Source organism: Deinococcus sp. KSM4-11, from assembly GCF_004801415.1.
GTDB lineage: Bacteria > Deinococcota > Deinococci > Deinococcales > Deinococcaceae > Deinococcus.
This window is the reverse complement of the sequence record NZ_SSNX01000001.1, coordinates 1,387,085-1,408,503: the sequence shown is the minus strand read 5'-3', so window position 1 is coordinate 1,408,503 and position 21,419 is coordinate 1,387,085. Positions and strand designations below refer to the sequence as shown.

At 69.5% G+C, this 21,419-nt stretch carries 21 protein-coding genes; 12 read left to right on the top strand and 9 right to left on the bottom strand.

Going from position 1 to position 21,419, the window contains the following annotated elements:
• Positions 1 to 332 precede the first annotated feature (332 nt).
• Genes E7T09_RS07015 through E7T09_RS07005 form a run of 3 tightly spaced genes read left to right on the top strand, consistent with a single transcriptional unit; the run spans position 333 to position 2,821 of the window.
• Positions 333 to 1,196 carry an ABC transporter ATP-binding protein gene (locus tag E7T09_RS07015; RefSeq protein WP_136388354.1) on the top strand — a complete coding sequence of 288 codons (864 nt, stop codon included), beginning with the start codon at positions 333 to 335 and terminating at the stop codon, positions 1,194 to 1,196.
• Entirely contained in the window at positions 1,193 to 2,077 is an 885-nt protein-coding gene (locus tag E7T09_RS07010; protein ID WP_205746944.1) for an ABC transporter permease, read from the top strand. Before E7T09_RS07015 ends, E7T09_RS07010 begins: the two co-directional genes overlap by 4 nt.
• A 15-nt stretch (positions 2,078 to 2,092) precedes the next feature.
• The gene (locus tag E7T09_RS07005; RefSeq protein WP_136388353.1) at positions 2,093 to 2,821 is read left to right on the top strand and encodes an MBL fold metallo-hydrolase; all 729 of its coding nucleotides are present in this window, start codon (positions 2,093 to 2,095) and stop codon (positions 2,819 to 2,821) included.
• A 1-nt stretch (position 2,822) separates the two neighbouring features.
• On the opposite strand, the gene E7T09_RS07000 is transcribed toward E7T09_RS07005, so the two are convergent.
• Both E7T09_RS07000 and E7T09_RS06995 read right to left on the bottom strand, forming a co-directional pair.
• Positions 2,823 to 3,302, bottom strand: coding sequence for a MaoC family dehydratase (locus E7T09_RS07000; RefSeq protein ID WP_136388352.1), 480 nt, complete (start codon positions 3,300 to 3,302; stop codon positions 2,823 to 2,825).
• On the bottom strand, positions 3,295 to 4,155 hold the full coding sequence (locus E7T09_RS06995) for a CoA ester lyase (protein WP_136388351.1): 861 nt from the start codon (positions 4,153 to 4,155) through the stop codon (positions 3,295 to 3,297). The genes E7T09_RS07000 and E7T09_RS06995 overlap by 8 nt, the downstream gene beginning before the upstream one ends.
• Before the next feature lie 106 nt (positions 4,156 to 4,261).
• Here E7T09_RS06995 and E7T09_RS06990 point away from each other — a divergent pair, with 106 nt between their 5' ends.
• The 3 genes from E7T09_RS06990 to E7T09_RS06980 all read left to right on the top strand — a co-directional run bounded on the left by E7T09_RS06990 (position 4,262) and on the right by E7T09_RS06980 (position 7,093).
• Positions 4,262 to 4,864: a hypothetical protein gene (locus E7T09_RS06990; RefSeq protein ID WP_136388350.1), complete on the top strand. Its 603-nt coding sequence runs from the start codon at positions 4,262 to 4,264 to the stop codon at positions 4,862 to 4,864.
• A 175-nt stretch (positions 4,865 to 5,039) separates the two neighbouring features.
• Positions 5,040 to 6,380 (top strand): aspartate--tRNA(Asn) ligase, encoded by a 1,341-nt coding sequence (aspS, locus tag E7T09_RS06985; protein ID WP_136388349.1) that lies wholly within the window; start codon positions 5,040 to 5,042, stop codon positions 6,378 to 6,380.
• Between the two features lie 80 nt (positions 6,381 to 6,460).
• Complete coding sequence (locus E7T09_RS06980; protein ID WP_136388348.1) at positions 6,461 to 7,093, top strand: hypothetical protein; 633 nt, start codon at positions 6,461 to 6,463, stop codon at positions 7,091 to 7,093.
• 90 nt (positions 7,094 to 7,183) lie between these two features.
• Here E7T09_RS06980 and E7T09_RS06975 read toward each other — a convergent pair whose 3' ends face one another.
• The 3 genes from E7T09_RS06975 to E7T09_RS06965 all read right to left on the bottom strand — a co-directional run bounded on the left by E7T09_RS06975 (position 7,184) and on the right by E7T09_RS06965 (position 9,717).
• Positions 7,184 to 7,864: a spermidine synthase gene (locus E7T09_RS06975; protein ID WP_136388347.1), complete on the bottom strand. Its 681-nt coding sequence runs from the start codon at positions 7,862 to 7,864 to the stop codon at positions 7,184 to 7,186.
• A gap of 132 nt (positions 7,865 to 7,996) precedes the next feature.
• Positions 7,997 to 8,473, bottom strand: coding sequence for a peptidylprolyl isomerase (locus E7T09_RS06970; RefSeq protein WP_136388346.1), 477 nt, complete (start codon positions 8,471 to 8,473; stop codon positions 7,997 to 7,999).
• A 116-nt stretch (positions 8,474 to 8,589) separates the two neighbouring features.
• Positions 8,590 to 9,717 carry a CAP domain-containing protein gene (locus E7T09_RS06965; protein WP_136388345.1) on the bottom strand — a complete coding sequence of 376 codons (1,128 nt, stop codon included), beginning with the start codon at positions 9,715 to 9,717 and terminating at the stop codon, positions 8,590 to 8,592.
• A 62-nt stretch (positions 9,718 to 9,779) separates the two neighbouring features.
• On the opposite strand from E7T09_RS06965, the gene glp reads away from it, so the two are divergent.
• The 3 genes from glp (at position 9,780) to E7T09_RS06950 (ending at position 13,790) form a co-directional block, all read left to right on the top strand.
• Positions 9,780 to 10,976 (top strand): gephyrin-like molybdotransferase Glp, encoded by a 1,197-nt coding sequence (glp, locus tag E7T09_RS06960; RefSeq protein WP_136388344.1) that lies wholly within the window; start codon positions 9,780 to 9,782, stop codon positions 10,974 to 10,976.
• A 34-nt stretch (positions 10,977 to 11,010) separates the two neighbouring features.
• Positions 11,011 to 12,279: a dienelactone hydrolase gene (locus E7T09_RS06955; protein ID WP_136388343.1), complete on the top strand. Its 1,269-nt coding sequence runs from the start codon at positions 11,011 to 11,013 to the stop codon at positions 12,277 to 12,279.
• Between the two features lie 152 nt (positions 12,280 to 12,431).
• Complete coding sequence (locus E7T09_RS06950; RefSeq protein ID WP_136388342.1) at positions 12,432 to 13,790, top strand: alpha/beta fold hydrolase; 1,359 nt, start codon at positions 12,432 to 12,434, stop codon at positions 13,788 to 13,790.
• A gap of 69 nt (positions 13,791 to 13,859) precedes the next feature.
• On the opposite strand, the gene E7T09_RS06945 is transcribed toward E7T09_RS06950, so the two are convergent.
• A complete protein-coding gene (locus E7T09_RS06945) occupies positions 13,860 to 14,978 on the bottom strand; it encodes an FAD-binding oxidoreductase (protein ID WP_136388341.1) in 1,119 nt (372 codons plus the stop codon).
• 90 nt (positions 14,979 to 15,068) lie between these two features.
• Here E7T09_RS06945 and E7T09_RS06940 point away from each other — a divergent pair, with 90 nt between their 5' ends.
• The 3 genes from E7T09_RS06940 to E7T09_RS06930 are packed head-to-tail and all read left to right on the top strand — an operon-like array spanning position 15,069 to position 16,261.
• Positions 15,069 to 15,329 carry a hypothetical protein gene (locus E7T09_RS06940; protein ID WP_136388340.1) on the top strand — a complete coding sequence of 87 codons (261 nt, stop codon included), beginning with the start codon at positions 15,069 to 15,071 and terminating at the stop codon, positions 15,327 to 15,329.
• Positions 15,330 to 15,345: 16 nt separating this feature from the next.
• Positions 15,346 to 15,702: an MmcQ/YjbR family DNA-binding protein gene (locus E7T09_RS06935; RefSeq protein WP_136388339.1), complete on the top strand. Its 357-nt coding sequence runs from the start codon at positions 15,346 to 15,348 to the stop codon at positions 15,700 to 15,702.
• Positions 15,703 to 15,712: 10 nt separating this feature from the next.
• The gene (locus E7T09_RS06930; protein ID WP_136388338.1) at positions 15,713 to 16,261 is read left to right on the top strand and encodes a hypothetical protein; all 549 of its coding nucleotides are present in this window, start codon (positions 15,713 to 15,715) and stop codon (positions 16,259 to 16,261) included.
• On the opposite strand, the gene E7T09_RS06925 is transcribed toward E7T09_RS06930, so the two are convergent.
• From E7T09_RS06925 to alaS, 3 genes are all read right to left on the bottom strand, one after another.
• Positions 16,258 to 17,139, bottom strand: coding sequence for a carbohydrate kinase family protein (locus tag E7T09_RS06925; RefSeq protein WP_136388337.1), 882 nt, complete (start codon positions 17,137 to 17,139; stop codon positions 16,258 to 16,260). The two genes, E7T09_RS06930 and E7T09_RS06925, sit on opposite strands and share 4 nt — an antisense overlap.
• An 8-nt stretch (positions 17,140 to 17,147) precedes the next feature.
• Positions 17,148 to 18,533: a serine hydrolase gene (locus E7T09_RS06920; protein WP_136388336.1), complete on the bottom strand. Its 1,386-nt coding sequence runs from the start codon at positions 18,531 to 18,533 to the stop codon at positions 17,148 to 17,150.
• A gap of 108 nt (positions 18,534 to 18,641) precedes the next feature.
• On the bottom strand, positions 18,642 to 21,332 hold the full coding sequence (gene alaS, locus E7T09_RS06915; RefSeq protein WP_136388335.1) for an alanine--tRNA ligase: 2,691 nt from the start codon (positions 21,330 to 21,332) through the stop codon (positions 18,642 to 18,644).
• Positions 21,333 to 21,419: the final 87 nt, after the last annotated feature.

Here is a 21,419-nt window from a genome sequence, read left to right as displayed (position 1 = left end):
CACGATGGCACTCGGTTTACTTGTAGGGCGGGACGCTGCGGTTTTTAACCTCTTTCCCCGGTGAGCGTCGAAGACTTGCAGAGTAGCGCTGAATATGGGGCAAACAGGGCAAACGCCAGTTCAGCCCGTCACCCTATCTGCCGTGATGTGGTGCGGGCCTGTCCGTACGCCGTTACGCGTATCGCGTCGGCTCGGCGTTCCCGCTACGCTGGGCAGCGATGAAGGACGACGTCATCTTCCTGAAGCGTTGAGGCGCCGGCCTCGCGCGTGCGCCGCCCGCTGGGGCGTGTGGCCTGACTTCGTCCTTTCCCCTGCCAACCGGAGGTTCCTCCATGACCCTGACTGTTCTCAGTGCAGCGGCGCCTGACCTGTCCGCGCCAAACCGTGACTTGAGTGATCGTGAGATCGCGCTGGACGTCCAGCATCTCGTGAAGGGCTTCCGGAAGAAGTCCGGCGGCACCCTGCTCCGGCCGCAGTTCACCGAGAGCCGCGCCGTGGACGACGTGACTTTCCATGTGCGCCGGGGCGAGATCTACGGCGTGCTCGGCCCCAACGGCAGCGGCAAGAGCACCCTGATCCGCGCCATGAGCACGCTGCTGATCCCGGATCAGGGCAGCGTGAGTATTTTCGGCCTGGACGTGGTGCGGGACGAGGCGCAGGTGCGACGGCTGCTGAACCGCGTGTCGGTGGACGCAGCGTTCTACAAGAAGCTCTCGCCACGGGAGAATTTGCTGTATTCCGCGCAGTTGTACGGTCTCGACCGGCACGTGGCCGAGGAACGGGCGCTGGTAACACTGCGCCGCCTGGGGTTGAAAGACAAGGCCTTTCAGGAGCCGCTCGAAGAGATGTCGCGGGGGATGCAGCAGAAAGTCGCCATCGCCCGCGCGTTCCTGACGAGCCCCATCGTGGTGCTGCTGGACGAGCCGACCACTGGCCTCGACCCGAAGTCCCGGCGGGACGTGCAGGAGTTCGTGCTGGAACTCCGCGACGTCCACGACGCCACCATCATCCTGACCACGCACGACATGCCGGAGGCCGAGCGGCTGTGCGACCGCATCGCGTTCATCAGCGGCGGCCGCTTCGTGGCCGAGGGCACGGCCGAGGAACTCCGCGCGCTGGCCGGACCGGGCAAGACCCTGGAAGACGCCTTCATCGAATTGACTGGCGAGGAACTCGACGAGAAGGAGACCGCATGACCACCCCGCACGCTTCCCCACCCACGCCGGTGCCCGATCCGGCCCGCACGACGCCCGGCACGCTGGCGCACCAGTTCCGCGCGGCACTGGCCTTCGTGTTCCGCGACTACCACCTGACCCGCCGGTACTGGTCGTGGGTGCTGGTGTTCACCTTCTACGACATGGTGTCGGCGGCGTCGATCATGCTGATCGGCGTGGCCGCGCACGACCCACGCCTGACGCTCACGCTGCTGCTGGGTGCGGTCATGTGGTCGTTCCTGGGCCGCCTCTTTGGCGAGATCGCCAACTCGATCAGCTACGAGCGCTGGGAGGGCACCATCGAGTACACCTTCATGGCCCCAGTGAGCCGTCTGACGCACCTGGTCGGCGTGAGCCTGTTCGCGGGGGCGTATGCGCTGCTGCGCGGCGTGCTGGTGTTCCTGTTCATGGGCCTGTTCGTGAATATCGGCGCGAGTTTCGTGCAGGTGCTGGAGTGCCTGGTGGTGTTCATGGTGGCCTCGCTGGGCTTCATGGGTATCGGGCTGATGGCGGCGGTGCTGCCGGTCATGAGCACCGAGAACGGCGCGCAGGCCACCAACATCATCCAGGCGGTGTTCCTCCTGATCTCCGGCGTGTACTACCCGGTGAGCGTGTTGCCGGCATGGATACAGCCGATCAGCGCGCTGTCGCCCGCCACGTACGCGCTGGACGCCTGTCGCAAGATCCTGGGCGTGAACGGCACGGGCACGACCTTCGAGCCGGGTGTGGGCCTGGGCGCGGTACTGCCGGAACTGGGCATCCTGCTGGCCTTCGGCGCGGTGACCATTCCGCTGGGCCTGTTCGTGTTCGGCAAGGCGGAAACGTGGGCTAAACGAACGGGCAAGCTCAAACGGGCCGGGTAGGCGTACCTTGACGGCATGAAGCGCGTGAATGACCTGATCGTCTTCGACCTCGAATCCACCGTGAATGGCAACCACATGGTGTTCCGCCCGTCGGCCATCGTCATGCCGGACGGCACGCTGACCCTGGTGGACACCGGGCTGCCCGGCATGAAGGACACCATCGACGCGCAGCTGCGCGAGGCCGGGTTCTCGCTGGCCGACGTGAAGCAGATCATCGTGACGCACCACGACCTCGACCATATCGGCAGCCTGGAGGCCATCGTCGGCCAGACTGGGGCGGCCGTGCTGGCCCTGGAGGACGAGGTGCCGTACATCACGGGGGAGAAGCGCTCGCAGAAACTGCCCAGCGAGGCGGAGACGCAGAAGCTGCTGGCCGACCCGGATCTCGACCCGGCCCGGCGCGCGATGCTCACCCGCCCGCCAGTGAAGGTGCCGGTCACGCGCGCTCTGCACGACGGCGAGGAACTGCCGGGCGGCCTCCGCATCATCGCCACGCCGGGGCACACCGTTGGGCATGCCAGCGTGTACGTGACCGGCAGCAAGACCCTGATCACCGGGGACGCCCTCACCTCGCAGGACGGCCGGCTGAACGGCCCGAACGAGCGGGCCACGCCGGACATGCCCACAGCACTGGCGTCCGTGAAGAAGCTCGCCGGGCTCGACGTGCAGACCATCCTCGCGTATCACGGGGGCCTCGTCACCGAGAATGCCGACTCGCAACTGAAGGCCCTCGCTCAGGCGTAACTCAGCTCTCCTGAGGCCGCCGCCGCATCAGCATCGTCCGCCGGCACTGCGCGACCAGTTCATTCCGCTGGTTGAACGCGCGGTGCTCGACGGTCACGACCCCCTGCGTGGGCCTTGAGCGGCTGTGCCGCGCCTCGACCACCTCGGACTCGGCGTGGAGGGTGTCGCCGTGGAAGACGGGGTGCGGGAACACCACGTCCGTCAGGCCCAGATTGGCGACCAGGGTGCCCAGGCTCAGCTCGTGAACGCTCAGGCCGACCAGCAAGGCCAGGGTCATCATCGAATTGAATAGCGGGCGGCCAAATTCGCTGTGCGCAGCCGCCTCGAAATCCAGGTGCAGCGGCTGCGGGTTCATGGTGAGCGTCGTGAACAGGATGTTGTCCGATTCCGTGACGGTGCGCCGCACGCGGTGCCGGATGACCGTGCCGACCGGGAGTTCCTCGAACCAGCGGCCCTGCGGGCGATCCAGATCCTCATTCATCTCCGGCCTCCTGCGCCAGGATGGCGCGCGCGCGGGCGAGCATCGGTTCGTCCACCATCTGTCCCTCGAAACTGAAGGCCCCGTGCCCGGCGGTGGCGGCGGTATGCGCGGCGTCCAGCAGGGCGCGGGCGCGGCTGACCTCGGCGGCGGTCGCGCCGAAGACCTCGTGCGCCAGGGCCACCTGGGCTGGATGGATGCACAGCTTCCCGGCGTAGCCCAGAGCCCGACCCTGCGCGGCGTCCGCGCGGAAGGTGGCCGGATCGTTCAGGGCCGTGACCACGATATCCAGCGCGGGTACGCCCGCCAGCCGCGCGGCGAGCGCCACCGTCGATCGGGCGTACAGCACCTCCAGCCCGCCGGGCGTGCGCGCGCCGCCCAGGTCGGCCACGTAGTCCTCCGCCCCGAAGTACGCCCAGTTCACCGCGTCCTCGCACAGGATGTCGAGCGCGTGCCACACGCCCGCCCCAGTCTCCAGGCCTGCCAGCAGCGGCAGTTCCAGGCCGTGTGCGCCCAGCGCGGCCACCACCGAGCGCACGTCGGCCGCCGATTCCAGTTTCGGCACGACCACGCCCGCGAGTTCCGGCGTGAGCACGGCCAGATCGTCCGTGAACTCCTCCGTGTGAAGCGCATTGACGCGCAGGAACACCGGCAGGTGCGGCGCGGCGGCGATCAAGTCGCGGGCGGCGTCGCGCGCGACCGAGCGGGCGGCAGACTTCGCGCCAGCGGGAATGGCATCTTCTAGATCGATCACCACGGCGTCCGGCTGCGATCTGGGGAGCTTGGCGATCAGTTCCGGACGGTTCCCTGGGGCGAACAGCAATGAGCGGGGCCGGGTCAGCCGGGCCGCCGTCACAGCGAGCTTCCGGCGAGGGCGAAGTCAGGGGTCATGCGCCGAAGATACCGGGCCGTCCGCATCTGCCGCAGCGGACACCGCGTCACGCTGTCAGACTGACGGGATCATGTTCGTTCTGGCGGTACCGACGGCCTCCTGGCTGCTGCGGACGCTGGTGCTCATCGCGGCCCTGTACGGGTTCGGAACCTACGGCATCGGCGGGCTGCGCGACAGCGTGCGAAGTGTGCACTTGAAGATCCTGAGCATGGATCAGGTCGCGCACTCCGGCCTGGGCGGCGCCCGGTTCGTCCGGTTGAGCGGCGTGGCGACGGGGGAGTATGTGTACGTCGGGTCGCACGATCCGGCGGCCGGGGGTGACTTCATTGAGTACGCCCTGTGGCCCGCGTCCGGCCGGACGGCGACGGAGCCGGTGCTGGTGGTCGTCAGCGACCATTTCATCCCGGCGGGATGCAGCGGGGCGGCCGATGGGTGTCTGCGCCGGGGGCCGCATACTGTGCAGGGCATCGTGCATACCGGCCCGGCGGTCGTCCCGATGGAGGTCGAAACGGCGCTGAAGGAAGCGGGATACACGCTCGCCCCTGGGGCCGCTCTGCTGGTGGCAGGCGAGACGCCGCAGTCGGTCTGGCTCCCGATCCTGGTCATGCTGGGTCTGGGCCTGGTGATCTTCCTGCTGGCCGTGAGTTTCGTGCCGGGCGTGCGGCTGTGGTAGGGCTGCCTAGCCGCAGCGTTGACCCTGCCTGCGCGGGGCGGCTACACTGCCCGGCATGATCGCGGCCGAGAATACCGTGAATGACGATCCTCGCTAGGGGACGCCTCGCCGCATACCGCGCCCCCGACCCCGCCACGGAGTCGGGGGTGTTTCAGCAATGCCCCCAAGGAGCCCTATGACGACCACACCCGAAGCCAGCACCGACCGTCCCGCCCAACCCCTGCCCCGCACCCTGACCCGTGACCTCGCCGCGCACGACGGGCAGACGGTACGCCTACAGGGCTTCGTGCATGCCCGGCGTGACCTGGGCGGCGTGCAGTTCGTGGTATTGCGCGACGTGTCCGGCATCACGCAGTGCGTGGGCAGTGGCCTGAGCCTGCCCCTGGCGGAGAGCAGCGTGGAAGTCGTGGGCAAGGTCAAGGCGCACCCCAAGGCGCCGGGCGGCTTTGAGGTGCAGGTCGAGGACTTCCGCGTGATCAGCGCGTCCGTGGAGGCCCCGCCGGTCGAGATCCCCAAGATGGAATGGAACGTGAACCCCGAGACCATGCTCGACTACCGCGTGGTCACGGTGCGCGGCCTGAAAGAACGCGCGGCCCTGAAGGTGCAGGCGGAACTCGTCGCGGGCTTCCGCGATCACCTGATCACCGAGGGCTTCACCGAGATCAGCACGCCGAAGATAGTGTCGGCTGGTGCGGAGGGCGGCGCGAACCTGTTTCCCATCGACTACTTCGGGCACCCGGCGTTCCTGGCGCAGAGTCCGCAGCTGTACAAGCAGATCATGGTGGGCGTGTTCGAGCGGGTGTTCGAGGTCGCGGCCGTGTACCGCGCCGAGGAGCACGCCACCAGCCGCCACCTGAACGAGTACCTGTCGTTGGACGTCGAGATGGGCTTCATCACCGACGAGGAAGACGTCATGGCGCTGCAGAACCGCGTGCTGGCCGCCATTATGCAGCGCCTGAGGGAGCGCGCTCAGTACGAGTTCACCCTGCTCGGCGCGACCATTCCCGACGTGCCCGCGCACATTCCGCGCATCACCCTGCTGGACGCCCGCGCGCTGGTCACCGAGAAGTACGGGCATCACGTGGGAGGCAAGGACCTCGACCCGGAAGCCGAGCGCCTGCTCTCACAGCACTACGCGGAAACTGAGGGTAGCGACTTCGTGTTCGTCACCAAGTACCCCCGCGCGGCGCGGCCCTTCTACGCACATCCGGACGCCAACCCGGACGGCAGCCTGAGCACCGACCTCACGCGCGGTTACGACCTGCTGTTCCGTGGCATCGAGATCACCAGCGGCGGGCAGCGCATCCACGACCACGGCATGCTTATGGACTCCATCGCGTCGTACAAGCTCAATCCGGCATCACTGGAGGGCTACACGGAGGTCTTCAAGTACGGCATGCCGCCCCACGGCGGCTTCGCCATCGGGGCGGAGCGCCTGACCGCTAAGCTGCTGGGCATCAGCAACGTCCGCTACGCCCGCGCGTTCCCCCGCGACCGGCACCGGCTGACGCCCTGAGGGCACGGCGCCTGGGTTTTCTGGCTCGCTGTGGCCGGGCCGTGTGGGCTGATTCTGGTTCCTCTGCCTGGATGTCAAACATGCGCCGATCCGTCACGACCGCCTTGATCCTGAGTTTGGCCCTCCTCGCCGGTGCCGCCCACGCCGAGTGCGATCCGGACGGTTTCGTGACCGGCGGCACCCGCACCTTCGACCTGGTCGTCGGCGGCCGGACGGCCACCATGATCACGTCAGCCACTGTGGAAGGAGACACGGTGGTCGTGCAGAGCACGTTCTCAGGCGTGTCCAGCACGACCACCTGGACATGCACGGAGCAGGGCCTGACGGCGTCATTCGGGCCGGGTACGGGCGCCCTTCAGGCCGATTCCGGAACCATGCCGCCCGCTAGCCAATGGAAGGTCGGGAAGACTTGGCCCGGTCTCAGCCGGGTCACGACGGTGTCCGGCGTGACCATGAACAGCACGTCGCAGAGCCGCATTGCCGCCCAGGAGACGGTCACGACGCCTGCCGGAACCTTCACCGCATTCCGCGTCGAGACGATCACGAAGCATAAGTTGACGGTGCCGCCGGGTACGACCCTGCCTGCCGGTGCGGCCGAGGCCATGAACCGCGACACCACGGTCACGCTGTGGTACGCGCGCGGCGTCGGGCTGGTCAAAGAAGTCAACGGGGACGGTTCCTTCACCCTGACCCTGACACAGATCAGCCGCTAGGTTCCTCGGACGGGCGGACGCATGGAAGGACGGGTGATCCGCACTCTCCGGGTTCACGACCTCCAAGACTGCGCTGGAGACCTGTGACGCTTACTGGGGGCTGCGCGCCACCCAGATGGTGTGCCAGGCGCCCTTGCCTTCGCGGGCGCGGGCGCGGCGGACGTCCACATCGAAGCCTGCGCGCTCCAGCGCGGTGGTGAAGCGCGGTACGGCCTCCACGCTCCATACAGCCAGCACACCGCCTGGACGCAGGGCCGCCTGGATGGCCGCCAGTCCTCGCGGCTTGTACAGCCAGTCGTTCCCGGACTGCGTCATGCCTTCCGGCCCGTTGTCCACGTCGAGCAGTACCGCGTCGAAACGGCGGGCGGACGCGCGGATCAGGGCGCTCACATCGCCCACGTGCACGCACGTCCGGGCGTCGTGAAGGGGAAAACCGGCGGCCTCCCCAAGCGGCCCCCGGTTCCAGTCGATGACCTCGGGCACCAGTTCCGCGACCGTGACCGTGGCGTCCGGCCCGGCGGAGTGCAGCGCGGCGGCTAGCGTGAAGCCCATGCCCAGGCCGCCCACCAGCACGTGCGCGGCGTCGCGGTCGGCGATCAGCGGCACAGCGTAGGTTGCCAGGGCCTCCTCGCTGGCGTGCTGGCGGCTGTTCATCAGCTCGCTCACGTACCCGCTGATGCGGATGCTGAACTCGTCCTCGCGCCGCCACAGCAGCAGGTCATCCTTGCTGCCGGGAATCGGTGCGCGGCCCAGCGGCACCCACGGCTTCACGGCCAGCCCACCGGCAAAGGGGAAATCGTGTGAACAGAATCGGGAACTGGCATCACGCGAGTGTACCCGTCACCAGCACAGCGGTGCCGCCCGGACTGGCCGGGGGCACCGCTGCGTGGCCTCGCGGGCCGGTCAGTGGGCGTGCGAGTCGGGCGTGTGCGCGTGCCCGTGCTCGAGTTCCTCGCCGGTCGCGTCGCGCACGCCGAGCACGGTCACGTCGAAGTTGAGGGTCTCGCCGGCCAACGGCGGGTTGAAATCCACCTGCACAGTGTCACCGTCGATGCTCATGACCGTGAAGGGAATGACGCTGCCGTCCTCGGCCTGCGCGTAGTACGTCGCACCGATCTCGATGTCGTCCTCGAAGTCGGCCCGGTCGAGTTCCTCGACGTTCTCCTCGTCGCGCTCGCCGTAGCCGTCCTCTGGAGCCACCGTGACCTGCACGGTATCGCCCGTGGTGTGGCCTTCGAGGGCCCGTTCCAGTCCGGGGATGATGTTGCTGTGACCGTGCAGGTACGTCAGGGGTTCGCCGGGCTCACTCTGGTCGATGACGTCGCCGTCCACCGTGAGCTTGTAATCGAGTTCAACAACTTTGTCCTGGGTGATGTTCATGGGGTCTCCGTTCCTGCGGTGGGGTGATGCAACTCCAGGAGTGTACCCCGTGGGCCCAGCGGCAGGAATGACCGTCTTCTTTCATGCGGGGATCACATGACGTGCGCGGGCCGCGCTCAGCGCACGTGGAAGGCCCAGCCCACGCGCCCACGGTCGGTGCTGAACCCCACGTGCACCGCCGCTCCCGGCGGCAGCGGACGCCGGGGCAGCAGCACCGCGCCTCCCTGCGCGGCCAGCACGTTCCGGCCTGCCCGCGTGTCGCCAGTCGACGCGCCGCGAAAGGAGGCGGGGGTCAGCAGGCAGGCGGCGACCGCCCGCCCATTCACTTTCAGCGCTGCGCCCGTGACGCGACGTCCCGGCCCCAGCAGCAGCGCTATCGGCGCGCCCACCGGCCCGGCGTACCCGGAGCAGGACGGCAGGGGATCCGGCCATTCCGCCGGAGCGGCCGTCGTGAACGGACTCGTGCGGCCGGGTGCGGGGAAGCGCACGGGGTAGGCTCCGATCCCCGTCAGGCCCCGTCCGCCATCCAAGAGCACTGCCGACTGCACGCGGCCCGCTCCGTCGTGCGCGCTCCCCACGGCCACGCGGGTCAGGCGTGGATCGATCAGCTGTGGCAAATGAAACGGCCCGGTGGCCCAGTACGCCGCCGCCCGCTCCAGGTCCGCGGTCGGCTGAGACGACACGAAGTAATGGCCGGGCGCGCAGGCCACGCCCGCGGCCGAGCGGAATGGACTGTCGGGTTCCTCGCGGTGCTCGCCCCGATCCGTCTTCACCAGGTACCGGGCATGCGCCGCGCACTGGGACTCCCAGCCCGGCGCGCGGATCACGGGCGGCAGAGCGGCGAGCGTCCGCACGGCATTCAGCGGGGCCAGCGCGGACTTGCTGGTCGGGGGCGTCGTTCTGGAAGGAACCGCCGGGGCCGCCGGTCGTTGTGGGAGCGGGGCGGGAACCGTCGGCCGCACCGGCAGAGCCGGCGTCACGGTCTCCGGGGCCGGCTGCACCTCCGGCGGCTGGGCCGGAGTGGGAGCGGGAGGGACGATCACCGGCGGTACCGGGGCGGGCAGCCGCACGGTCGCGGGCGGCATTATCGGTGGCTGAACGGCAGGTGGCTGGGCGGCCGGTAGAGGGGATGGTGGGCCTGCCTCCTGCTGCCACGGCAGCCACCCCCTGGCCCACAGCGCCCACACGCCGAGCCCGAACAGCACGGCGAACAGCAGTAGCGCGGACAGCGCCCGTCGAATCATGGGTCTTCATGGTACGCAGGCAGGCACGGCTGCGGTCCTGGCCGGACGCCTATCCTGCCTTCATGACCGCCCTGCCCGCCCGGAACTTTCCCATGCACGTCAGCGTCGAGGAGGCCCGCGCCATGCTGGCCGCGCTGCTGCCCATGCCCGGCACCGAGACCGTGGGCCTGGAGGCGGCGCTGGGTCGCACGCTGGCCGCGCCGCTGCCCGCCCTGGTCAGCCATCCCAGCGCCACCGAGAGCGCCCTGGACGGCATCGCCTGCCGTGAGGCCGACACGCTGGGGGCCACGCGGGAGCGGCCGGTGGGCCTGCGGGTGATCGGTGAGAGCCGCGCCGGGGAGCCCTTCGCGGGCACGGTGGCGGCCGGCGAGTGCGTGCGAATCTACACCGGCGCGCCCATCCCGCCCGGTACGGACGCCATCTGCCCGGTCGAGGAACTCACCGACGCTGGCGATGACGTGCAGCTCCTGCGGCCCGCCAGTCCCGGCGACGTCCGGCCCGAGGGGGGGGACTTCCGCGCGGGTGATCCGGTCATGGCCGCGGGCCTGTACCTCAGCGCGCCCCGCGTGGCCCTGGCCGCCGCGCTCGGCCACCGCGAGCTGCCGGTGCGCCGCCGTCACCGGGTGGCCCTGCTGAGCACCGGGGACGAGGTGCTGGAACCCGGCGAGCCGCTGAAGGCCGGACAGGTGTACGACAGCAACCGTTACGGTCTGGCGGCCATGCTGCGCGAGTGTGGCTGCGACGTGCTGATGCTCGGCCACGCGCCGGACTCGCCCGCCGCCCTGCACGACGCCATCGAGCGGGCTGGTGGGGCCGACCTGCTGGTCACCAGCGGCGGCGTCAGCATGGGCAAGTACGACTTCATGCGCGACCTGCTGATCGAGCACGGCCGGGTGGCGTTCTGGAAGGTACGCATGCGTCCCGGTGGCCCCGCGCTGCTGGGTGGGTGGCAGGGCCTCCCGGTGATCGGCCTGCCGGGCAACCCGGTCAGTTCGCTGGTGGTGTTCCACGTGATCGTCCGCCCGGCGCTGACCGGCCTGCCAGTCCAGGCGCTGACACTGCGCGCGGCCACGCCCTTCCGGGCGCTGCCGGACAAGGCGGCCTTCTGGCGGGGCGTGATCGAGGGCGGGCAGGTGCGCGATTACGGCAGGCAGGGCAGCGGCATCCTGCGTTCTCTGAGCGACGCGGACGCGCTGGTGATCGTGCCGGAGGGGCAGCCGGTCGCAGCGGGCGACGACGTGCAGGTCGTACTGCTGTAGGGGTCTGCCACGCCGCGCCTCTATCATCCAGGGCATGACCTCCAGCCTGCCGTCCGAGTCCACCGCTTTCTTCGTGCCCGGCGATGCCCGGCCGGACGCTCCGGCCCTCGCGCCGCGCGGCCCGCATGCGGTGGGCGTCCGGACGCTGCATCTGCTGAACCCGGCCCAGCCGGACGTGACGGCGGAACTGACCGGCGGTGAGCTGCCGCGCCGCGACCGGCCCCTGACCGTGGAGGTCTGGTACCCCACGCCCGGCGTGAGCGGCAGTGGCCAGGAGACCTATGAGGACGTCCTGCCCGGTGCCCTGCCACTGGAGGTGTTGGGCCGGGCGTGGCGGGACGCGCCGGCCCTGGAGGGCGGCTCCTTCCCGCTGCTGATCGTCTCGCACGGCTATCCGGGCAGCCGGTACTTCCTGACGAACCTCACCGAGAACCTGGCGAGCAAGGGCTACGTGGTGGCCGCCATCGACCACACGGGCAGCACCTTCGCGGATCAGGGGCCGTTTGCCGTCACGCTGCTCCACCGGCCCACGGACATCCTGTTCACGCTGGAGGAACTCGCCCGCCTCGGGGCTCCCGGCAGCGCGTCCCCGCTGGAGGGCGCGGTCGATCCCTCCCACACGGGCCTGATCGGGTACTCCATGGGCGGTTACGGTGCCCTGAACGCGGCCGGGGCGGGCTTCGCCCCGAACCTGCTGGGACTGGTGCCGGGGGGCGCGCTCGCGGCGCGGCTGACCGGCGCGTACACCATCGATCCGCGCATCAAGGCCGTCGCGGTGCTGGCGCCCTGGGGAGGCGACACGGCCGTGAGAACCGCCAGCATTCCCAATGGTGGCCCGCACGGCTTCTGGGACGCCGAGGGCCTGGGAGCCCTGCGGGTGCCCACGCTGTTCATCACGGGTGACCTGGACGACGTGTCCGGTTTCGAGGGCGGCGTGAAGGCGCTGTTCGAGCACGTGGTGAACGCCGAGCGCGTGCTCATCGTGTACCAGAACGCGCGGCACAACGTCGCGCCGAACGCCATGCCGTCCACGCTGGCCTCCGGTGTGGGCCACGACGACTTCATGCGTTTCGCGGAACCCGCGTGGGACACCACGCGCCTGAACAACCTCAACCAGCACTTCATCACCGCGTTCCTGGACGGCCATCTGCGGGGCCGGGCCGACGCCGCCGCGTATCTGGACGTGCCGACGCCCCGCTCGAATGACGCGGGGCCGAACCGTCCGTGGCCGGGCTTTCCGCCGCGCAGTGCCGTGGGGATTGAGCTGCACCATCTGAACGGCCCTCACCCCACCGAGAAGTAACGCGGTGGGGCAGGCACACTGCCCCGGCATCTTCATTTCTTCTTGACGATGGCCTGACGGTGCGGCGGGAGGGTAGGCTGGGCACAGCACTGAACATCTGTTCGACCCGGCTGATCACCTGTCATGGGTGACGGCACCCTGGAGGTTGTTCCATGAAGCGATCCCGCCTGCTCCTGACCTGCGCCCTGCTCATCCCCGCCAGCGTGCTCCCGGCACGCGCCCAGACCATGCCTGCCCCGCTGACCGTGCCCGGCGATCTGCGCCCGGACGCCCCGGAACTCGCGGCGCGCGGGCAGTACGCCGTCGGCGTCCGCACGCTGAAGCTCGTCCATTCGGGCCAGCAGGACATCGTGCACGCCCCCAAGGACGGCGCCATCCCGCTGTACGACCGGCCTCTGACCGTGGAAGTCTGGTACCCCGCGCCCGGCGTGAGCGGCAGTGGCAGCACCACGTACCAGGACGTGCTCGGCAGTGGCCCTGGGGACCCCAAGCGCCCGAACACGCCCTTCGAGACGCCGGGCCGCGCCACCCGCGACGCGCCCGCCGTGCAGGCCGGGCCGTTCCCGCTGGTGATCCTCTCGCACGGTTACCCCGGCAGCCGGTACCTGATGTCCTACCTGGCCGAGAACCTCGCCAGCAAGGGGTACATCGTCGCGTCCATCGACCACACCGACTCCACGCACGGCGACAAGGCCGCGTTCGCCAGCACCCTGGTCAACCGCGCCCTGGACGACACCTTCGTGCTCGGCGAGATGGCGCGCTTAGGCCAGTCGGCCAGCGGTTCCTTCCTGAGCAATGTCGTGAACGCCGACCAGACCGCCATCGTGGGCTACTCGATGGGCGGCTACGGCGCGCTGAACGCGGCCGGCGCCGGCTACGGCCCGCAGATGGCCCCACTGGTGCCCGGCGGGGCCTTCACGCAGCGGCAGGTGGGGAACTTCACGGTCGATCCGCGCATCAAGGCGGTCGTCGCCTTCGCACCCTGGGGGGGAGACGCCGCCGTGAAGGCCATCGGCGTGAACTTCGGCGGCAAGTACGGATTCTGGGAGGACGCCGGACTGCAGAACCTGAAGGTGCCCACCCTGTTCATCGTCGGCGACCGCGATGACGTGGCCTTCTACGAGGGCGGCGTGAAACCCCTGTTCGAGAACGCCGTGAACGCCGAGCGGTACATGGTCGTATACGAGAACGCCGCGCACAACGCCGCCCCGAACCCGCCCCCGGCCGCGGCGTTGAACTCCTTCGACGATTACATGCACTACGCCGAACCCGCGTGGGACATGGGCCGCCTGAACAACCTCAACGAGCACTTCGTGACCGCGTTCCTGAACCTGAAACTCAAGGGCCAGGCCGCCGCCGCCACCTACCTGAACGTGCCGGTGCAGCACTCGAACGACATCAAGTTCAGCCGCAACGCCGACGGCACCCCCAAGCCCGACGACACCTCCTGGACGGGCTTCAAGGATCGCACCGCGCGCGGGATCGAGCTGTACCACCTGCTGCCGAAGTAACCCCAGGTCTCGCAGGCTCCCCACACGGATTGACCGGTGGGGAGCCTGTCTGTTCCAGAACTCCTCTGCTCAGACCTGAAGGTCTTTGACCTGCGTGGAGCCATGCGAGAAGCGCTCGAAGCGCAGCGGATCGATGTCGATGAACGTCTTCTCGCCCAGCACCTCCTGCGCCACCACCCGGCCGATCGCGGCCGCCTGCATGACGCCATGTCCGGAGAAGCCGCAGGCGTTCACCCAGCCCGGCACGCCCGGCATGCAGCCCACGATCGGCATCTCGTCCGGCGTGACCTCGTAGTACCCCCACCAGCTCGCGTGGCGATCCAGGCCCGCCGCCTCCAGCCATGGAAAACGCGTCAGGGCGGGCTCCAGCGTATCGGGCAGCCAGTCCCAGTCCAGGCCGCCCTGCCAGCCCCGGTCGGCCGGGTTGGCGCGGCCCATGATGATGCGCTGTCCCTCGGAACGCAGCCACACGCCGGAACTGAGGTCGAACGTCATCGGTACCGGCCGCCGATCCGGGAGGGGGCCAGTGGCGTACACCATGCGCCGCGCCGGCCAGACGGGCAGCTCGAACCCCGCCAGGGCCGCCAGTTCCCCCGCCCACGCGCCGGCCGTGTTCACCAGGATCGGCGCGTCGAAGTCGCCCCGGTCGGTGCGGACGTGCCACCGCTCCCCGCGACGTTCCAGGGCCATGACCTGGGTGTCGGTGTAGAGCGCCGCGCCCGTGTCGCGCGCCTGCTGGAGGAACGCGTAGGTGATGCCGTGCGGATCGACCACGCCGTCACCTGGCCCGAAGGTGCAGGCATGCAGGCCGCTGGCATCGAAGGGAACGATTTCCTGAGCGTTCTGGAGGCCGAGCACCCGCACGTCCGCGCCGAGCGCCCGCTGCCGCTCGACTCCCGCCGCGTGCGCCGCCCAGGCGTCCGGCGGCACCAGGATCGCGTACCCGACCGGGCGGTACTCCGCCTGCGGCATCGTCCGGTACTCCGCGATGCTGTGCATGGACAGCAGGATGTTCGTGTCCGTATGGAACTGCGTGCGCACGCCCGCCGCGCTGCGCCCGCTGGAGCCCAGCGCCGGACTGGCCGCCTGCTCCAGCACGGTCACGCGCAGGCCCCGCTCGCCCAGGCGGGCCGCACACGCCGCGCCCATGATGCCCGCCCCGACCACCACCACATCCGACCCGGCCATGACCGGCAGTGTAGAGCGGGCGCCCGCCACGCTCACGGTGCCTTGAGGAGCCCTTCAACCACGGCGCCCGCGGCCCTGCCACAGTGGAGCATGACCTCAGACGACCGTGACCCGCTGCCCGTGAATCCCACCCTGCTCCCGCACCAGACGCCACCCCCGGAGTACCAGCCGGCCGAACAGGGGCCGATGCCGGCCGACCTGCCGGACGCTCCCCAGCTCCAGAGGCCAACCGGGCAGCGCCTGAGCGCGCAGGAAGTCACGGACCTCGTGGGCGGTGGCGACGGCAGTATCGTCGAGGCGAACGAGGCGCTGGAGCAGGCCGAGGGCATCGACCCCATCACGGAAAGCTGAGTTCTATCCTGCGGTCATGCACTCGATTGCCGACCTTCGCGCCGCGTGTGCCGCGCTGCCGCACTCGCAGGAGACCTTCCCGTTCGGCATGACCACCCTGGTGCTCAAGGTGGCTGGCAAGGTGTACGCCCTGACCGACGTGAACGGCGATCCCCTGACCCTCTCGCTGAAGGTGCGTCCGGAACGCGGCGACGAGCTGCGCGCCTCCTACGACGCGATCGTTCCCGGCTACCACCTGAACAAACGGCACTGGATCACCGTGACCCTCGACGGCCGCGTGCCCGACGGACTGGTGCGCGAGCTGCTGGCGGGAAGCCATGCCCTGGTCGTGAAGGGCCTGACGCGCGCCACGCGGGCGGAACTGGGCCTGTGACCACGCCTTCATGACCATCGGAGCGGGCGAGCAGTGCTGGGAGGGCTGGATTCCGACGCAGCAGGCGGAACTCGACCTGCTCGACCCGGCCAGTTTTGCCTCGTACTTCGGCCAGAGACGTACTGATGCCTTCCTGTGCGAGCACGTCTCGGAGCACCTGACGGCAGCCGAGAGCGAACGCGCCGCCCGCCTCGTCTTCGCGTACCTGAAGCCCGGCGGGTTCCTGCGGGTCGCCGTGCTGGACGGCCACCACCCCGATCCTGCCTATCAGGCCCTCGTCGCCTTGAACGGCCCTGGCCCGGCGCACGACCACCGGGTGCTGTACACCATCGACACCTTCGCCCCGGTGTTCACGCGGGCGGGCTTCGACGTGCGTCCCCTGGAATGGTGGGACGCGGCCGGCACCTTCCACCAAACGGACTGGCAGGCCGACGCCGCTCCTATCTACCGCAGCCGGCAGCTCGACCACCGCAACGCGGGCTGGCGCGCCAGGGCGGGGGAACCGGGATTCACCAGCGTGATTCTTGACGCCGTGAAGGGAGCGACGGCACCGGGTTAGCCCGCCAGCGCCCGCACTTCCGCCTCGGTCGCGTGGCCCTCGCCGCTGCCCTTCCCGCGCAGTTTCAGGGCCGCCGCAGCACACGCCAACCGCAGCGCCTCGCGCGGATCGTGCCCGCGTGTGAACAGGAAGTGCGCGAACGCGGCGGCCAGGGCATCGCCCGCGCCGCCCCGGTGTGTGGCGACCACGCGAAACGCGGGCTGATGGTGCACACGGTCGGCGCCGCGTTCCAGCAGCAGCGCCCCGCCTTCGCCCAGCCCGGCAATGATCACGTGTGCCCGGCAGCACTCCCGCAGGGCCAGCAGGAAGCCTGCCGGATCCGTGAGCCGCGCCGCGCTGAACAGCAGCACGTCCGCCGCGTCGAGGTACGGCTGGTCGTACGGAGCGTCCACGCTGGAGATCTCGTGCACGTCTGTCTGGATGGGCACGCCCGCCGCCCGCGCCACGGGCAGCAGGTCGCGCGTCCAGCCGATGTTCGTGAGCAGGGCCGCGCCGCAGCCGGGGAGGGCCGCCCGGAACGCGGCCACTGGCGTGTCGGCCTGCTCGTTTCCCTTGATGTCCCGGTAGAAGGTGTGCCGACCGTCCGGGCGCACCAGCGCGAGCGTCTGCGCGGTGGCCCGGACGGGCATGGCGTGCCACTCGATTCCGTCCAGTTCCTGCCGGACGGTGCGACCTGCCACGTCGTTCCCCAGTAGGGTGACGAACCGCACCGGACTGCCCAGCCGGGACAGGCCACGCACGAGGTTGACCCCCACTCCGCTGACGTTCACGCTCAGGCGATCCGTGACCGCGTCGCCCTGAACGGGCAGGAACTCGCCCTCCAGACCCAGCACGGTCTCCAGATTTGCGTTGCCGCACACCAGCAGGGGACGGGTCATGACGAAGCTCAGCCCAGCGGCGCGAGGCCCACGCGGGCTCGGTACGCCGCGATGGGCCAGGCCCGCCCGCCGCCCTGGCGCACCCACAGGGTGGTGCCGTCCGCACCCCGCTGGAAGCGGAAGGCCTCACCGACTGCGCCGAAGCCCGCCTCCGGGGCCGGGGCGAGCGTGTCGGCATCCACGACGGTCAACTCCGTGACACTCAGGGCAGGGTCGCCCTGCGGAGACAGTGAGACCAGCCGACCCCCCAGATTCACGACATCGAACACGCCCCAGTCGGTGGCGAAGCGGCCCGTGAAGCTGTCCAGGCTGACCCCCGGCGCGTCGGCCTCCTTCCTCTCCGGCGGCTTCGTGGCCAGATCGATGAGCTTGATCAGGTTCGTGGCCCACTCGGTCGCGGGGCCGCCCAGGCAATTCGTGAGCACCGACACCGACAGGCCCGACTCCGGATCGAGCCACGACTGCGTGATGTGACCCGGAAACCCGCCTGAGTGTCCCACCAGGGGGCGTCCCCCCACCTCATCCAGAATGAATCCCAGCCCGTACCAGCGCCGTGTGGGCCGCCGGATCTCGGATTCCCGGCGCTGCATCAGCCGCTTCGCCGCGTCGGACAGCAGCGTGGTCTGCCCCAGGGCATGCGCCGCGAAATAGGCGGTGACGTCCTCCGCCGTGCCGTAAAAGCCTGTGGCGGCCGCCATCGCCCGTGTGTCCGATGACGGCAGCGCGCGCCGCACGTCGTTCCCCGCCAGCAGCCCGCTGTGCCCGGAGGCCAGCTCCGCCTCGCGCTGGGCCGGGAGTTCCGGCCCCAGATTCCGCAGCCCCAGCGGCCCGGTGATCTGCGCCGCCACGAACGCCTCGTAGGACTGCCCGCTGGCCGCCTCGATGATCAGCCCCAGCAGCGAGTACCCCATGTTCGAGTACTTGAAGTGCTCGTTCGGCGCGAACACCGCCTCCGCGCGGCACAGGTCGATCAGCGCCTCCCGATCCGGGAAGTCGTGAAGCTGCTGCCAGTAATCGCTGTCCGCGCCGTCCCGGTTGATGCCCGACTGGTGCCCCAGCAGTTCCCGCACCGTCATGGCCGCGGCAGGCGAGCCCTCCAGTTCCGGCAGCCAGCGGCCCGCCGGGTCGTCCAGGCGCAGTTGCCCGGCCTGAACAAGCTGGAAGATGCCGGTCGCCGTGAAGGTCTTTGAATGAGACGCGATCCGGAACAGGTGCCCCGGCGTCAGGCGCTCGCCCGTCCCCATGTTCGCCACGCCCAGCGCGAATGACGCGGCCAGTTCGCCCTGCACGCGCACCGCCACCTGCACGCCCGGCACCCGCGCCAGGTCGCGCTGAACCTCCAGCCAGGATGCCAGGTAGGGGGCCAGGGAACGGATGGTCTCAAGCAGAGGCATGGGTGGAGGGTAGCGCGTACGCCTCTATCGCCAGCGGAGGCTCGGTTGGGTTCAGCGGCGCACCTGCATCAGAACGGGGCGTTCTGGGGCGGCTCCGTGATCAGTCACTCAGAACGCCGTTTCCAGCGCTCCCAGTGCGGCGTCGGCGTCCGTCACACCCGCCTGCGCCATATCGGGTCGCCCGCCGCCCTTGCCGCCGCCCGCCGCCGCGAGCTTGCCCACGAGCTGGCCCGCGTGTGCGCCGCGTCCCACCGCGTCCTTGGTGGCCTTCACCACGAGGCCTTTGTCGCCAGCGATCACCACCATGTCCGCGCCGCTCTGGTCGAGGAGCTTGTCGGCGGCGCTCCGCAGGTCATTGCCCTCGATGCCCGCGAGTTTCAAGGCGGCGATCCGGAAGCCGCCCAGCTCGCGGATCGGGGCCGCGCCGCCGCTCCTACCGCCCATCTGCGCTTCTGCCAGTTGCCGGCGCACGGCGGCCATGTCCTTCTCGGCCGATTTCAGTTGCGCCTGAAGTCCGATCACGCGGGCTTCCAGGCCGTCCGGGCTGGTGTTCAGCAGGGCGGCGGCCTTCGCGGTGGCGGTCAGGCGCTCGCGCACCCATGCGGTGGCCTGCTCGCCCGCCAGGGCTTCTACGCGGCGCACGCCGGCCGCCACGTTCTCATCGCTCAGGATCACGAACGCGCCGATGTCGCCGGTACGGGTGACGTGCGCGCCGCCGCAGAGTTCCATGCTGCTCACGGTCTGCCCGTGGTACTCCACGCTGCCGCCCACGCTCACCACGCGCACCGTCTCGCCGTACTTCTCGCCGAACAGGGCCGTCGCGCCCGCCGCCTTCGCCTCGGCAATCGGCATCTCCTTCCACGACACGGGGAAGTTCGCCCTCACCCAGCGACTGACCAGGGTTTCCACCGCCGCGATCTCGTCGGCCGTGAGGGCCGCGCCGTGCGAGAAGTCGAAGCGTAGCCGATCCGCCGCGACCAGCGAGCCCTTCTGCTGCACGCCGCTGCCCAGCACCGCCCGCAGCGCCGACTGCAACAGGTGCGTGGCCGTGTGATGCCGCTGGATGGACTGCCGCTCGCCGGACACCGCGCCGCGCACGCTCGTTCCTTCCCTCAGCTCGCCAGATTCGACCAGCACGTCATGCAGGAACACGCCCTGGGGCGTCTTGCGGGTATCGCGCACCTGACCGGCTCCGCCGTCCCACTCGATGCGCCCGGTGTCGCCGACCTCGCCGCCGCCCTCGGCGTAGAAGGGCGTACGCGACAACACGACGGTCGCCTCGCTCCCGGCGGGCAGGTGCTTCAGGCGCTCGCCCGCACCGACGAGCGCCACGACCTCACCCTCGGCCTGGAGATCGTCGTAGCCGACGAACTGGGTGGGGGAGAGGCCATCCAGGGCTTCCATGTTCCCGCCGAACAGCTCGGACTTGCCGTACTTGCTGCCAGCCCGCGCGAGGTTCTGCGCGTTCTCCAGGCTCTCCGCGTACCCGGCCTCGTCCACCGTGATCCCGTACTCCTCGGCGATCTCCTTGGTCAGATCGACCGGGAAGCCGTAGGTGTCGTACAGGACGAAGGCGTCGCTGCCGGAGAGGGTCGATCCCTGCTCCATGCTGGTCAGCAGCTTGCCCAGGCGCTGAATCCCGCCTTCCAGCGTCTTGAGGAAGCTCTCCTCCTCGGCCTTCACCGTGCTTTCGATCTTCGCCAGATTCGCCTTCAGCTCCGGGTACGCGTCGCCCATGCGCTCGACCACGATGGGCACCAGCTTGTACAGGCTCGGCTCGCGCAGGCCAAGCAGGTACGCGTGGCGGCACGCGCGGCGCAGGATCTTCCGCACCACGTACCCGCGCCCGGTGTTGCTGGGCTGGCTGCCATCGGCCACGACCATGCTCACGCTGCGGATGTGCTCGGCCACCACGCGGTGCGACACGCTCTGCGGCCCCTCGTACGGCTGCCCGCTCAGTTCGGCGACCCTGGCAATGATCGGCGCGAACACGTCGTTGCTGTAGAAGTCGTACACATCCTGCACGACGGTGGCAATGCGCTCCAGGCCCATGCCGGTGTCGATGTTCTTGAACGGCAGATCCTTCAGAACCGGCGTGCCGTCCGGGAGCGGTTCCTGCCGGTCGAACTGGGGGAACACACAGTTCCAGATTTCCAGGAAGCGGGCGCTCTCTCGGGTGTCAGCGTACTCGGCCCAGGTGTCGTCGCCGTACTTGGGGCCACGGTCGTAGAAGATCTCGCTGCACGGGCCGCAGGGGCCGTTCGGGCCTTCCTTGGGTGCGTCCGCCGGCCAGAAGTTCTCGTCGGCCCCGAAGCGCAGGATGCGTTCCGGTGGCAGGCCGTTCTCCTGCGTCCAGATGGCGAAGGCCTCCTCATCGTCCTGGTAGATGGTGGCGTACAGGCGAGAGCTGTCCAGGCCCATCCACTCGGGACTCGTCAGGAACTCCCACGCCCAGGTCAGCGCCTCGCGTTTGAAGTAATCGCCGAAGCTGAAGTTCCCGAGCATCTCCAGCAGCGAGCAGTGCCGCAGCGTGCGGCCCACGTTCTCGATGTCGCCGATCCGCAGGCACTTCTGCGCCGTGGTTACGCGCTTGCTGGCCACACCGTCGAACACGGCGGGGGCGCCCATGAACTGCTCCTTGAACGGCTGCATCCCCGCCACCGTGAACAGCGTGGTCGGATCGGGGGCAATGGTGCTGTAGCTGGGCAGGCGCAGATGCCCCTTACTCTCGAAGAAGTGCAGGAATTTCTCGCGGATGTCGGACGTGGACAGTGTCGAGGAGGGCTGGGGGCCAGTCATAAAGGGAAGTCTAGCGCGGGCCGGGAAAGCAGACCGGGACGAGCGTGCCGGTGAAGGCTCTGCAAAAAAGAACTCCCCACGCGGGGA